At 43.6% G+C, this 13,667-nt stretch carries 13 protein-coding genes; 1 reads left to right on the plus strand and 12 read right to left on the minus strand.

The genetic code is table 11. The features are described from left to right. Positions 1-76: 76 nt before the first annotated feature. From ACRQ5D_RS11090 to amaB, 12 genes are all read right to left on the minus strand, one after another. Positions 77-1,645 (minus strand): M28 family peptidase, encoded by a 1,569-nt coding sequence (locus ACRQ5D_RS11090; protein ID WP_091173027.1) that lies wholly within the window; start codon positions 1,643-1,645, stop codon positions 77-79. Between the two features lie 128 nt (positions 1,646-1,773). After that, complete coding sequence (rpiB, locus tag ACRQ5D_RS11095; protein WP_091173023.1) at positions 1,774-2,211, minus strand: ribose 5-phosphate isomerase B; 438 nt, start codon at positions 2,209-2,211, stop codon at positions 1,774-1,776. Between the two features lie 171 nt (positions 2,212-2,382). Beyond that, positions 2,383-3,252, minus strand: a complete 870-nt coding sequence (tatC, locus tag ACRQ5D_RS11100; RefSeq protein WP_091173019.1) for a twin-arginine translocase subunit TatC — start codon at positions 3,250-3,252, stop codon at positions 2,383-2,385. Positions 3,253-3,326: 74 nt separating this feature from the next. Then, complete coding sequence (gene accC / locus ACRQ5D_RS11105; RefSeq protein WP_091173015.1) at positions 3,327-4,661, minus strand: acetyl-CoA carboxylase biotin carboxylase subunit; 1,335 nt, start codon at positions 4,659-4,661, stop codon at positions 3,327-3,329. A gap of 148 nt (positions 4,662-4,809) precedes the next feature. Beyond that, positions 4,810-5,283 carry an acetyl-CoA carboxylase biotin carboxyl carrier protein gene (gene accB, locus ACRQ5D_RS11110; protein WP_091173011.1) on the minus strand — a complete coding sequence of 158 codons (474 nt, stop codon included), beginning with the start codon at positions 5,281-5,283 and terminating at the stop codon, positions 4,810-4,812. A 261-nt stretch (positions 5,284-5,544) separates the two neighbouring features. Next, positions 5,545-6,534 (minus strand): beta-ketoacyl-ACP synthase III, encoded by a 990-nt coding sequence (locus ACRQ5D_RS11115; protein WP_091173008.1) that lies wholly within the window; start codon positions 6,532-6,534, stop codon positions 5,545-5,547. A 10-nt stretch (positions 6,535-6,544) separates the two neighbouring features. Then, positions 6,545-7,483: a phosphate acyltransferase PlsX gene (gene plsX / locus ACRQ5D_RS11120; RefSeq protein ID WP_090534780.1), complete on the minus strand. Its 939-nt coding sequence runs from the start codon at positions 7,481-7,483 to the stop codon at positions 6,545-6,547. Between the two features lie 16 nt (positions 7,484-7,499). Next, complete coding sequence (gene rpmF / locus ACRQ5D_RS11125) at positions 7,500-7,691, minus strand: 50S ribosomal protein L32 (RefSeq protein ID WP_090534782.1); 192 nt, start codon at positions 7,689-7,691, stop codon at positions 7,500-7,502. 16 nt (positions 7,692-7,707) lie between these two features. Beyond that, on the minus strand, positions 7,708-8,070 hold the full coding sequence (locus ACRQ5D_RS11130) for a YceD family protein (RefSeq protein WP_432328966.1): 363 nt from the start codon (positions 8,068-8,070) through the stop codon (positions 7,708-7,710). A 321-nt stretch (positions 8,071-8,391) separates the two neighbouring features. Then, the gene (locus tag ACRQ5D_RS11135) at positions 8,392-9,822 is read right to left on the minus strand and encodes a S8 family serine peptidase (protein WP_431200766.1); all 1,431 of its coding nucleotides are present in this window, start codon (positions 9,820-9,822) and stop codon (positions 8,392-8,394) included. Further along, entirely contained in the window at positions 9,768-10,040 is a 273-nt protein-coding gene (locus ACRQ5D_RS11140) for a hypothetical protein (RefSeq protein ID WP_431199549.1), read from the minus strand. Before ACRQ5D_RS11140 ends, ACRQ5D_RS11135 begins: the two co-directional genes overlap by 55 nt. Positions 10,041-10,360: 320 nt before the next feature. Next, positions 10,361-11,902: an L-piperidine-6-carboxylate dehydrogenase gene (gene amaB, locus ACRQ5D_RS11145; protein WP_091172993.1), complete on the minus strand. Its 1,542-nt coding sequence runs from the start codon at positions 11,900-11,902 to the stop codon at positions 10,361-10,363. 238 nt (positions 11,903-12,140) lie between these two features. On the opposite strand from amaB, the gene ACRQ5D_RS11150 reads away from it, so the two are divergent. Then, complete coding sequence (locus ACRQ5D_RS11150; RefSeq protein WP_091172989.1) at positions 12,141-13,544, plus strand: tetratricopeptide repeat protein; 1,404 nt, start codon at positions 12,141-12,143, stop codon at positions 13,542-13,544. Positions 13,545-13,667 lie beyond the last annotated feature (123 nt).

Genomic DNA, 13,667 nt, shown 5'->3' on the forward strand with positions numbered 1-13,667 from the left:
AAACACAAAAGGCGCATATTGTGCGCCTTTTGTGTTTTATTTTGATGAGAGAACCACTCTCCCCATCAACCACTCACTATTTCCCTCGGGCAGCAGCTTCATCCACTACAGGGCGTTTATCGCGGTTAGCAAGCTCCCATCCTGTGTAAAATACCAGTTGAGCGCGTTTGGCGAGTAGCGGGAAATTGATTTTGCTTACTTCATCACCCGGCTGGTGGTAATCAGCGTGTACACCGTTGAAGTAGAAGATGATTGGTACGCCATGTTTTGCAAAATTGTAATGATCGCTGCGGTAGTAAAACCTGTTTGGATCATTTGGATCGTCATACTTGTAATCAAGCTTTAACTTGGTATAAGTGTTATTGGCATTCTCGCCAATTTCATGCAGTTCTTTGCTTAGCATGGCCGACCCGATGGGGTAGACATAATTTGCAGAATCGGGTTTGCCGATATATTCTTCACCAACGCGGCCAATCATATCAATGTTTAAATCGGTAATGGTATTAGCCAGTGGGAATACAGGATGATCTGAATAATACTCAGACCCTAATAAACCTTTCTCTTCGCCAATGTTACCTAAAAACAGGATGCTGCGGCGTGGCCCGTGCCCATCTTTTTTAGCTTTAGCGAACGCGCGAGCAATTTCCAGAACGCCGGTAGTACCTGATCCATCATCATCGGCACCGTTGTTCACTTTATCTTTAGCCTTTTCGTCGGGGTTTAAACCGATGTGGTCATAATGTGCCGAAAAGACCAACACTTCATCTTTCAGGTCGGTACCCTGCATATAGCCTAACACATCAACCGCTTTTACATCTTTTTTAGTAGTTGCGTAGTTTATAACCACGTTGTTTTTAATGTCTGTTGCAGGAGTAGTAGATGCTGCCGAAGCAGATTTAAGATCAGCATAAGTTTTGCCGGTTGGTTTTATCAGTTCGTCAGCCAACGCTGCAGTGATGTTAAATACAGGGGCATTGGTGTTTGCCGGTTTGCCTGCTTCGTCTTTAATGGTTAACCGCGGACTTGTTACGCTTTTTCCAAAACGGGCCAGTGCGGCGGCAATACCAGGGTTAGCAGCTAATATAATAGCCGGATTTTTGCTTTGTAAGTTTTTTACAACCTTCATACGCGCATTGCTCATGCGGTAGCTGGTGTTTGGTGTTGTGCCTGCTTCGGGTTTATCTTCGTTGATCCAAAGTATAATTTTACCCGCCAGATCAGTGCTGCCTATTTCGGCATCGGTACCGTAGCCAACAAAAACGATATCACTTACAGATGTGCTTTTATCCGGGAATGCTCCTCCTAAATAAAAATCGGTACCATACTCAAACGATTTACCATTAACAGTAAATGCTGTTACTTTTAAAGCATTTTCGGTAAGTGGCACGTCAAAAAAGTATGAGCCGTTAACGGGTGCCTGCAGGCCTAATTTTTTAAATTCGGCGGCTATATAGTTAGCGGCCTTTTCAGCGCCTGGTTTGCCCGTTTCGCGGCCTTCAAAGGCATCCGAAGCCAGGATGCTCAGGTGCTTTTTCGCATCTTCAGCAGTTATGAGCCCGGCATATTTCATTGCCGTGGCATTCTGCTGGGCACAGGCTGTCGTTGCCGAAGCCAGCGCGATGAGCAATAGTGGTAATTTATTCATTCTTTTAGTTAATAGTTCTTTTTTTGAGGTTAAAGGGCAAAGGTGAAAGGCAAAAGGCAGCTGCCTTTTGCAAAACAAACGAAGAGATAAAAAAACCTTTAACCTTTCGCCTTTTCCCTTTAACCTAATTACATGCAGGCTATCTTTTCCACACGGTTAGCATGCCTGCCGCCTTCAAATTCAGTATTTAAAAATGTAGTTACTATAGCGTTCGCTTCTTCGGGGGTAACAAAGCGGGCAGGTACGCAAACTATGTTGGCATTATTATGGCTACGGGCCAGTACTGCTATTTCTTCTTTCCAGCAAATGGCAGCACGAATGCCCTGGTGTTTGTTGGCGGTTATGGCAACGCCATTGGCGGCGCCGCAAATCAGGATCCCCAGGTCGCATTCACCGCTTTCAACGGCATTGGCTACAGGGTGGGCAAAATCGGGATAATCAACCGATTCGGATGAATAGGTGCCGAAATCTTTTACTTCGACAGAAGACAGTGCCTTTGTTAAAATTTGTTTGTAATCATACCCGGCGTGGTCCGAACCGATAGCTATTTTTAATCCTTGCTTCATTTATCAAAAGTATAACGTTTTATCGCTTTTTAAAGGTAAATAATTTGTTATAAACCAACCGGCGTGTATCTACCGAAAAGGGGGATTATTACAGTCAAAAATATGCAGATCTCACTTTTTCGATACAGTCCAATAAAAACTACTTGTTAACTGTAAAATAAAGCGATTTTACTATTCGCCTTTTTCGAAATCAAGTTCCTTTTTGATCTTACGTTTTTCAACAAGGCCTGCTACAACAATACTAACCTCATACAACACAAACAGCGGGATACTAACAACTGTCATGGTGAGCATATCAGGAGTTGGGGTAACCACGGCGGCTATGACCAGGATCACCACAATAGCATAACGGCGGGTTTCTTTCATGAACTTAGGCGTCATGATACCCAGGTTAGCCAATATATAAACCAGTATAGGCAATTGGAAAACAACGCCTGTAGCGAGGGTAAGGGTAGCTACTGACGAGATATAAGAATCGATATCAAATAAGTTTTGGATAACCGTACTTACTGTATAACTCGACAGGAAATTAATAGACATCGGTGTGATCACAAAGTAACCAAAAGTGATCCCTAAAAAGAAAAGCACACAGGCATAAAATACAAAGCCGGTTGCGGCTTTACGCTCGGCGTCATGCAATGCGGGTTTAATAAAACGCCATATCTCCCATATCAGGTAAGGAACGCCTAATGTAATACCAATAATTAATGCCGAGTTAATTTGGAGGGTAAACTGCCCCGCCATTTCGGTGTTGATTAATTTAATATTTACTTTGTCAATGCAAAAACCATCCCGGTGCAAAGCTGCACCAATTTTGCAAAGCATCCGGTAAGTCCAGAAGGTTGATTTACTGGGGCCCATGATAATGGTATCAAAGATCCAGTCGTAGTAGTAAAAAACAACAGCGGTAAATATTACAATTGCTACCGAAGCTCTTACGAGGTGCCATCTCAAGGCTTCGAGGTGATCAAAGAACGACATTTCTGCCTCTAACGTTTTACCTTTATCCTTTATGGCCTTGATGATCTTGTTTTCGCTCATTGTAATATATACCGCTGTATCAACGCTATAGTGCTAAATACGTTTTATAGTATGAAGATAGTTTGAATTTATTTTTATAATTCAAATGTATCCATAAACTTGGTGGTAAAGTTACCAGCGCGGAAGTTAGGATCCTTCAATAATTTTAAATGGAATGGAATAGTAGTTTTCACGCCTTCTATCACAAATTCGCTCAATGCGCGCTCCATGGTGCTTAAAGCTTCATCGCGGGTTTGGGCCACGCAAATTACCTTTGCAATCATCGAATCGTAGTTTGGCGGGATAACATAGCCTGTATACACGTGTGTATCAATACGTACACCATGGCCACCGGGAGAGTGGAAATTGGTTATTTTACCCGGTGACGGACGGAAACTGTTAAACGGATCTTCGGCATTGATACGGCATTCAATGGCATGCATTGTTGGCTCGTAATTTTTACCTGAAATAGGGATTCCTGCAGCTACCTTAATTTGCTCTTTGATCAGGTCGAAGTTAATCACCTCTTCGGTAACCGGGTGTTCTACCTGGATGCGGGTGTTCATCTCCATAAAGTAGAAGTTGCGATCTTTATCAACCAAAAACTCTACAGTGCCGGCACCTTCATATTTAACAGCTTTGGCGCCTTTAATAGCTGCCTCACCCATTTTTTTACGGAGTTTTTCGGTCATGAAAGGGGAAGGTGATTCCTCAACCAGTTTCTGGTGACGGCGCTGAATAGAGCAGTCACGTTCAGAAAGATGGCATACTTTGCCAAACTGATCGCCCACAACCTGAATTTCGATGTGGCGCGGGTCCTGAACATATTTTTCAAGGTATAAGCCATCGTTACCAAAGGCTGCACCTGATTCGGCACGAGCCGAGTCCCAGGCGTTCTCAAACTCTTCGTCTTTCCAAACAATGCGCATCCCGCGGCCACCACCGCCGGCAGTTGCTTTTAATATAACAGGGTAACCTATTTTATTGGCGATAGCAATACCCGATTTTACATCGGCAAGCAGACCATCAGATCCGGGAACAATAGGCACACCGGCTTTTTTCATGGTATCTTTGGCCGAAGCTTTATCACCCATCTGGTTGATCTGCTCGGCAGTAGCACCGATAAATTTGATACCATACTCAGCGCAAATGGCCGAAAATTTAGCATTTTCAGACAGGAAACCGTAACCTGGATGGATCGCATCTGCATTGGTTAGTTCGGCAGCCGAAATGATATTAGGAATATTTAAATAAGAATCGCGGCTTGGCGGCGGACCGATACAAACAGCTTCGTCGGCAAAACGAACGTGAAGGCTGTCGCGATCTGCAGTTGAATATACAGCAACCGTTTTAATACCCATTTCCTTACAGGTGCGGATAATACGAAGGGCGATTTCGCCACGGTTAGCTATTAATATTTTTTTAAACATTGTTTTTCTTGAATGTGCAAATTACAGATGTGCAAATATGCAGATGAAAAATATTAATGAATGATTGAAGGGCAAATATGTAAATTATAAATGTGCAAACGAATTAAATATCATCTGCACATCTGTAATCTGCACATATGTGCATCAATTAAACTGGTTCTACTAAAAACAGTGGTTGATCGTACTCAACTGGTGAAGCGTTATCAACAAGTACTTTTACTATACGGCCTGAAACTTCAGATTCAATTTCATTGAACAGTTTCATAGCCTCAATGATACATACTACGCTACCTGGTTTAATCTCGTCGCCAACATTAACAAACAGGGGTTTATCCGGGCTTGATGAACGATAAAAAGTACCGATCATTGGTGATTTTACGGTAATGTATTTCGACGTATCCGGAGCAGCAGGAGCAGCAGGCTCAACAGGCGCAGGAGCCGGTGCAGTTGGTAATGCCTGTGTAACAGGTTGCGTAACTGCCGGAATAGTGGCATGAACCACTGTAGGTTGCACCTCGTTGGTTTTTATTGTGATCTTAAAATCTTTTTGCTCGATTGATACTTCGTTCACGCCCGATTTGGAAACAAAGCGAATAAGGTCCTGAATTTGTTTAATATCCATGTTGAAGGATTAATTGGTTTTGGACAAAGTTTATATCTAAGTTATAGTCAAATGTGCAGATATGCAAATGCGCAAATATGCAAGTTATGTGTTGATTAATTAGTGAGCGGATACCATAAGTAGCCCGTTAGTTGCGTTGTTCATAAGCAGATAACATGCACTTTTTACGGATGTTTTAATTTTTTGATATATCAAATATGCTTTTTAATAGAAAATTTGCACATCTGCACATCTGAAATTTGAACATCTATAATCCGTACATCAATAAGCCCATTTTAAATAAACTGAACCCCAGGTAAAGCCACCGCCAAAGGCTGCTAAAATAAGGTTATCCCCTTTTTTAAACTTGCTTTCCCATTCCCACAGGCAAAGTGGGATGGTGCCGTTGGTGGTATTGCCATAGCGCTCGATGTTAATGATCACTTTATCTGAACTTATACCTGTACGGTTTGCAGTAGCATCGATAATACGCTTGTTGGCCTGGTGTGGTACCAGCCAGGCAATATCATCACCGGTTAGGTGGTTGCGTTCCATTACCTCGTGCGCAACATCGGCCATATTGGTTACTGCAAATTTAAACACGGCCTGGCCTTCCTGGTAGGCGAAGTGTTCTTTAGCGTCAACCGTTTCATGGCTTGCCGGTTTCAATGAGCCGCCGGCTTTTAGGTTTAAATACTGTGCACCCGAACCATCGCTCTTTAAAATAGAATCGATGATACCGTTACCCTCTTCGTTTGGCTCAAGTAATACAGCACCGCAGCCATCGCCAAAAATAATACAGGTAGCACGGTCTTCATAATTAACAATAGCCGACATTTTATCGCCGCCTACTACCAATACTTTTTTGTGCTTACCGCTTTCAATAAATTGTGCGCCTGATGTTAAACCGTACAGGAAGCCTGAACAGGCTGCCTGCAAATCAAATCCCCATGCGTTTTTAGCACCAATTTTATGCGCTAAAAGGTTTGCTGTAGCCGGGAAGATCATATCGGGGGTAGTAGTACAAAAGATGATAAGATCGATCTCCTCGGCACCGATGCCGCGTTTTCTGAGCAGCTCGGTAACGGCAGGGACCGCCATATCAGATGTAGCAAGGCCTTCGCCTTTTAATATGCGCCGCTCTTTGATACCGGTACGGCTGGTTATCCATTCGTCATTTGTATCAACCATTGTTTCCAGTTCCTGGTTGGTTAATACATAGTCGGGAACGTAACCATGTACTGCGGTAATAGCGGCATGAACTTTACTCATCTTTATAAAATTACTGGAATGCTTGTTTTATTTTATCAACGAGGTTACTCTCCACCATATTCCTTGATAAAAGGACCATGTTTTTTATTGCCTCGGGGCTCGAGATGCCGTGACCAACAACAACGGGGGCATTTACACCCAGTATAGGGCTGCCACCGTATTGTTCATAATTAAACCTGTCAAAAAACTCGTCCTTTAGCTGTTTCTTCCGCGTTATAACATAGAACGATTCGGCAAGCTTTAATATTACATTGCCGGTAAAACCATCGCATACATAAACGTCGGCGCTTTCACTGAAAAGATCGCGTCCTTCAACATTACCCACAAAGTTAAACAACGATGTAGCTTTCATTAATGGGTAGGTGGCCTGGCTAAGGATATTACCTTTTTCTTCTTCTTCGCCGATGTTCATGAGAGCAACACGCGGGTTGCTGATATCATAAACTGCCTGTGCAAATAAACTGCCGAGTACACCGAACTGAACAAGCACATCTGGCTTACAATCGGCATTGGCACCTACATCCAACAAAATACCCAAACCGCCTTTAAGTTTGGGTACAATAGTAGTCATTGCCGGGCGTACAACACCCGGAATAGTTTTTACGCTGAACATGGCACCAACAAGCATGGCGCCGGTATTGCCAGCCGATGAGAAGGCCTGAATTTCGCCGCTTTTTAACAGTTGGAACCCAACTGATATGCTCGAATCAGGCTTCTGAACAATAGCTTTGGTGGGGTGCTCACCCATACCAATAACTTCGGTTGTATGTACAAACTCGAAGTTATCAGGGCTTACACCATTTTCCTGAAGAATACTTACTGTAACTTCCTTATCGCCAATAAGCACCAGTTTCTGGTCGGCAGATAAAGTTTTATACGCTTCGATAGCTCCTAAAACAGCTGCTTTGGGAGCGTAATCACCGCCCATAATATCTAAGCCAATCTTCATTTTCAGAAAATTAAACTTATGCTACTGCTGCTTTCTCAATAAGAACTTTACCGTTGTAGTAAACATTACCATCAACAGTATATGCCCTGTGCGGCAAATGCACAGCGCCTGTAGTTTGGCAGGTAGTTAAAGTTGGAGCTTCCGCTTTGTAATGCGTTCTGCGTTTATCTCTCCTTGATTTCGAAAATTTCCGCTTTGGATGTGGCATAATATCCTAATATTAATTATTTATTCATTTTCCTGAGCGCATCCCACCGTGGGTCTGTTTGCTCACTTTGTTCACCATTTGCCGAAAAGCTATTTAGTTTTTCAAGCATTTCTTTATCACAATAAGGGGTTTCACCCTCGTTGTCGCAAACCGATGTAAACGGCACTGCAACGTTAATGTATTCATAAATCAGCCCGGCTACATCAATCTCATGATCGTTTTTGCCAAGGGTAATGATCTCCTCGTCTTCATCTATCAATTCATCGCTGAACTTAGCTATTTGCTGTTCAGTAATATCAACCTGCTGCGGCAGTTGCGATAAACACCTGTCGCAGGTGGTATCAATTGTGCCGTCTATCTTAAAATTCAGGATCAGCATAGTTTCCTGCTTATCCAGTTCAACCTCGCAGTGCAGGGTTGCTTTTTTACGAGCGAATATTCAAACTCATCAAAAAAGTCATCCTGTATGTCATACTCAAACTGGTGTTTCCCAAGTTTAAGCCCCGTAAAGGGAATCGAATATTTTTTAAGCGATTTCAATGAGCAACAATTAGCCCGCAAATGTAGAGAAAAATACCATAACTGGAAAGTGTTTTTTTATTTTGCCCCTTTGAAGAGGCGAAAGGCGCCTGGTTAAAGGTAAAAGGTTATGTTACAGCGATTTTTATGTGCGCAAAAATCGCTGTAACATTGTTAAAAATCAATTTGCTAAGCTGTCGCCTTTCATCTTTGAGGCCAGTTGCAATGCTTTGTAAGCATTTACAATGCCCCCGGTTTTGGATAGCGTTGTAAAATCAACCTTTTCGGTTTTGCTGCCGGGTTTTAATACCATGGTGCCCCTTAGCGGTGTTGCCGAGCCTAAAATAGCTTCCTTTACCTGCTTAGCACTCAGGCTTGGATAGTATTCTAATATCAAAGCCGCAATGCCTGCCGTTATTGGCGACGAAAAGCTGGTGCCGTCTTCTGTATCAACCTCAGCATCGGTAGTAATGGAGGTAACTTTTACCCCCGGCGCAAATATATCCACGCTTTTTTTGCCGTAGTTGGAAAAATCGCCGGCAAGGTTTTGCCCCATTCTGGGCCCCGACGCACCAACGCTGATCACGTTATCAGCATCGCTTGATGAGCCATCTAAGAAAGTATCATTTGGAAATTCGGGCTGAAGATCCATGTCCTGGTTATCGTTACCGGCAGCCATCACTAATAAAACATTCTTTGAGGCAGCATATTTGAAAGCGGCATCTACCCATTCCTTATGCGGCGAGATCTTTTTTCCGAAACTCATGTTAACCACCCTGGCGCCGTTATCAACCGCGTAGCGTATAGCATTGGCTACGTCTTTATCATATTCATCGCCATTAGGGATGGCCTTAATGATCATCAGTTTTACATTATCGGCCACACCGTTGATACCATAATTGTTGTTACGCACCGCGCCAATGAGCCCGGCCACACCGGTGCCATGTGCCGCATCGGCAAATTTTACCAGGTTATTGCCATATGGTTTGCCATCCATTGTATCAGGGTCATCCCCCACAACGCGCTTACGCGAAGTAAGATCAGGCGATACATCGTTGTTGAGCTTTGCAAGATATTCGCTTAGGTCTTTAATGATTTTGGCGTTGGTGGAACCGGCTCCCTCCTGCGAAAATACTGATTCCCAAACATATTTGCTTTGGCTTAGGGTGTCATTAGTGGCTTTAACCTTAACAAGGTCGGCCTGGCTAAAAGTGCCGTTTGCCGGTAAGTTCAGACCGCGCTTAATATACCCGCTGGTAACCATCAACGCGTTCATTACCGGCGAAAGCTGGCCGATTTCGGTATTGGCCTTGTTTACTGTTGAATCATAAACCGTTTTAACACGCAGCCAGTAAGCATATTCTTTTTTATTGGTAGCAGTCGAATCCGTAACCGAGGCATATTTACCTTTTAATTTATTGTATTCACGTACCTCTTCTGTGGTTTCGGTAAAGTCGGCTTTGCCGCCGGGGCCGCCTAAAAAGTTCCATCCGTGTATATCGTCAACGTAGCCGTTATGGTCGTCATCAATGCCGTTTCCCGGAATTTCTTTTTTATTTATCCATAGCACTGTTTTAAGATCCGTTTGTGAGGTATCGGCACCACTGTCAATAGTTGCAACAACAACCGGCTTGCTTTTTTGCCTTGCACAAACATATAAGCCTGCTTTAAGCTGATGCCGTAAAAGCCGCTCTCCTTTAAATCAAGCAGATGCCAGGCTTTTGGCGGGGCAGGATCGGTAACAGGGGCCTGTTGTGCCGATGCCGGTAAATTAACTAATAATGCTGCTGATAAAGTGGTTGCGCTTAAATACTTGCAAAATTTGAACATGAACAGTGTTTAATATGATGTCTTTATTTAAAGACTAATGAATCGTTTTAGTTTCTATATAATCTTACCAGGCTTTTTACGTGCCGGCTTTCATTTAGGTTAATTTTTATTTTCAGGGTGTTTCCTCTGGCCGGGCTATCCGCTCATACGCCTGCAGGCCTTACGCTCGTGGCCGGTATCCGCTACTATCCCTAACACTGTCTGAACCGGGATTTGGGTGGATTATGGGGATGGACAGGATTTTTTCTTGTGTCCTACTTATAAAATAGGAACAGCAATCCCATAAATCCTAAAAACTCCTCCAAATCCTGGTTCAGAAACTACAAATCAAACTTTATCCCCTGGGCTAAAGGCAGCGTTTTTGAATAGTTTATAGTATTGGTTTGTCGCCTCATATAAACTTTCCATGCATCCGAACCTGATTCCCTGCCGCCGCCGGTTTCCTTTTCGCCACCGAAAGCGCCGCCTATTTCGGCGCCCGATGTACCGATGTTAACATTGGCAATTCCGCAATCAGAACCTGCGTAGGATAGAAATTGTTCTGCCTCGCGCAAATTATTGGTCATAATAGCCGATGACAGTCCTTGCAGAACACCATTTTGCAGGTCGATGGCCTCCTCAATAGTGCTGTATTTAATGAGGTAAAGGATAGGGGCAAAGGTTTCATGCTGCACTATCTTAAAGTGATTTTTAACTTCGGCAATGCACGGTTTAACATAGCAACCAGATTCATAACCTGCGCCTTCCAGCTTGCCGCCTTCAACTACAAAGTTGCCGCCTTCGGCTTTGCATTTTTCAATCGACTCAAGATACAAGGCAACAGCATCGGCGTCAATCAACGGCCCCATATGGTTGTGCTCATTCAATGGGTTTCCAATCCTGATTTGTTTGTAGGCGCTAACTAATTTTTGTTTAAAGGCATCGTAAACGCTTTCGTGAATAATAAGCCTGCGGGTACTGGTACAACGCTGGCCGGCAGTACCCACTGCACCAAACACCGCGCCGATGAGCGACATGTCCAAATCGGCATTTTCGCTGATGATAATTGAATTGTTACCGCCAAGCTCCAGCAGGCTTTTGCCCAACCTTGCACCAACCGCGGCGCTCACCGCTTTACCCATACGGGTTGAACCTGTGGCTGAAATTAAGGGAACACGCGTATCAGCAGCCATGAGCTCACCAATGTTGCGGTCGCCGATAACCAGGCATGAAACGCCTTCTTCAATGTTATTCTTCTTAAAAACCTCCTGTGCTATATGCTGGCAGGCAATAGCTGTTAAAGGCGTTTTTTCGGATGGTTTCCAGATGCATACATCGCCGCACACCCAGGCCAGCAGGGAGTTCCAGCTCCAAACTGCAACAGGAAAGTTAAATGCCGAAATAATACCAACTATACCCAGCGGGTGGTATTGCTCATACATGCGGTGCTCTGGTCTTTCGCTGTGCATGGTTAAGCCATATAATTGGCGGCTTAAGCCAACTGCAAAATCGGCAATATCTATCATTTCCTGCACCTCGCCCAGGCCTTCCTGCAGGCTTTTGCCCATTTCGTAGGATACCAGGGTGCCCAGGTCATGCTTGGCTGCGCGTAAAGCCTCACCAATCTGGCGCACTATTTCGCCCCGTTTAGGTGCCGGGGTTTTACGCCAGGTTTTAAATGCTTTGGCTGCCTGCTCAATCGTCTGGTTATAATCTGCTTCGGTTGCCAGCCTTACTGATGCTATTTTTTTGCCATCGACCGGCGATGTTATATTTTTTACTGCAGCACCGTTGCTGCTGCCCCAGGTACTGCCTGTACTAAAGGCGTCATTAATATCGTTTATATGTAAACGTTTTAGGATATCTGAAATATTAGGCTCCATAATTGTTACTTTTGCCAAAGGTAGAAATCTTTAGGGCAATTTTTCAGAATCACTCATCGCTTGCCTGTTGTATCCATTGTCATTAATTATCAATGCTTTGTATTGAACAGTTGTTAAGAATGTTTGAATGTTGAAAACTAAATTGCATTTTGGATGCTTACTTATTGTAATTTGAACTCAATAAGTCTTTACAAGGCAATTTGTCAACCTAAAGCGGATGTTCTGCAAACAAAATTGAATGGAAGAAGAATTTGAATTTGGTTTTACCGAAGACCCAAAATTCTCGGTAGAACGGTACGAGGAAATGATCAGAAATCAGGACTTGTACTTTTTTGATGCCCAGGCGTTTGAGAACATTATCGACTACTACATCGAAAAAAATGATCCGGCCAGGGCATTACAGGTAGCAGAGTACGCGAGAAGCCAGCACCCTTTTGCGGCAATTTTCCTGATTAAACAGGCCCAACTGCTTGTGGTAAGCAACAAGGTTCCGGAGGCTTTTGCCGCTTTGGACCAAGCTGCTATGCTCGAAGCATCTGACGCGGATATCTATATCATCCGTGGTAATCTGTACGAAAGCCTGGAGCGTTACTCCGAGGCGCTGGAAAATTACGAAAAAGCGCTTGACCTTGCCGAAGAGACCGACGAGATCCTGCTGCACATAGCCTACGTTTATCAAAACATGGGCGATTATGATACTGCTATAACCTATCTTAAGCTTTGCCTTAAGCAAAATATGGAAAACCAGGATGCCCTTTACGAGCTGGCTTTTTGCTACGACGTAATGGACAACCAGCAGGAAAGCGTACAGTTTTATCAGCAATATATCGATAACGAACCGTACAGCTACGCGGCCTGGTATAACTTGGGCAACGCTTATACCAAGCTGAGTCTGTTTGAAAAAGCCATCGATGCTTATGACTATGCTATATTAATTAAGGACAGCTTTGCTTCGGCCTATTTTAACAAAGGCAACGCACTGGTTAACCTTGAAAAATATGCAGAAGCTATAGAAGTATACCGTCATACTTTTGAGTATGAACAGCCTAATGCCGATACGTATTGTGCCATTGGCGAATGCTACGAAAAGCTGGAGCAAATGGACGACGCCCGGGCTTTCTACAAAAAATCGGTTAAAATGGATCCAAAGCTGGCCGATGCCTGGTTTGGGATAGGTGTAACCCTTGATTTTGAGGAGCGCTATTTTGAGGCCCTGCACTTTTATAAAAAAGCGCTTGACCTTGACATCGCCAATGCCGATTACTGGTTTGCTATTGCCGATGCCGAATATAAGCTCGGGCATTTGGATGAAGCAGAAAAGGCTTACGAAAAGGTGGTTGAGCTAAATCCGCTTGATATTGACGCCTGGCTTGATTATTCGTCGATACTTTACGAGCAGCAAAAGCTTAATGAAGCTATTGAAATTATAGCCCAGGCTATCAAAAATAATCCCGAAGCGGCCGAGCTTTACTATCGTATGGTTGCCTACCTGTTTGCCAAAGGCGAATACAATGAAGCCCTTAACAACTTGGAGTATGCTTTAGCAGCCGATCCGGAAAAACATTACATCCTGTTTGATTACCTGCCGCAATTGCAAAAGAATAAAGTGATTGTGGATATTATCAACAGGTATACTAAGTAGGGAGAATGGTTGATTGAGTTGATTAGGTGAATGGTTCTATCTCTTAAATAAGGTAAAACACGAAAAGACGCATAGAATATGTGTCTTTTCGTGTTTTAAGATAAACGCGCGGCCGCAAGATGA

The sequence above is a fragment of the Mucilaginibacter sp. P25 genome (assembly GCF_050859465.1).
GTDB classification, from domain to species: Bacteria; Bacteroidota; Bacteroidia; order Sphingobacteriales; family Sphingobacteriaceae; genus Mucilaginibacter; species Mucilaginibacter gossypii.

Coding starts and splice junctions, on each gene's coding strand:
- ACRQ5D_RS11140 (WP_431199549.1), bottom strand. CDS start 10,040: ATGTTCAAATTTTGCAAGTATTTAAGCGCAACCACTTTATCAGCAGCA.
- tatC (WP_091173019.1), bottom strand. CDS start 3,252: ATGAGCGAAAACAAGATCATCAAGGCCATAAAGGATAAAGGTAAAACG.
- amaB (WP_091172993.1), bottom strand. CDS start 11,902: ATGGAGCCTAATATTTCAGATATCCTAAAACGTTTACATATAAACGAT.
- ACRQ5D_RS11115 (WP_091173008.1), bottom strand. CDS start 6,534: ATGAGTAAAGTTCATGCCGCTATTACCGCAGTACATGGTTACGTTCCC.
- accC (WP_091173015.1), bottom strand. CDS start 4,661: ATGTTTAAAAAAATATTAATAGCTAACCGTGGCGAAATCGCCCTTCGT.
- ACRQ5D_RS11130 (WP_432328966.1), bottom strand. CDS start 8,070: ATGCTGATCCTGAATTTTAAGATAGACGGCACAATTGATACCACCTGC.
- rpmF (WP_090534782.1), bottom strand. CDS start 7,691: ATGCCACATCCAAAGCGGAAATTTTCGAAATCAAGGAGAGATAAACGC.
- rpiB (WP_091173023.1), bottom strand. CDS start 2,211: ATGAAGCAAGGATTAAAAATAGCTATCGGTTCGGACCACGCCGGGTAT.
- ACRQ5D_RS11150 (WP_091172989.1), top strand. CDS start 12,141: ATGGAAGAAGAATTTGAATTTGGTTTTACCGAAGACCCAAAATTCTCG.
- accB (WP_091173011.1), bottom strand. CDS start 5,283: ATGGATATTAAACAAATTCAGGACCTTATTCGCTTTGTTTCCAAATCG.
- ACRQ5D_RS11090 (WP_091173027.1), bottom strand. CDS start 1,645: ATGAATAAATTACCACTATTGCTCATCGCGCTGGCTTCGGCAACGACA.
- plsX (WP_090534780.1), bottom strand. CDS start 7,483: ATGAAGATTGGCTTAGATATTATGGGCGGTGATTACGCTCCCAAAGCA.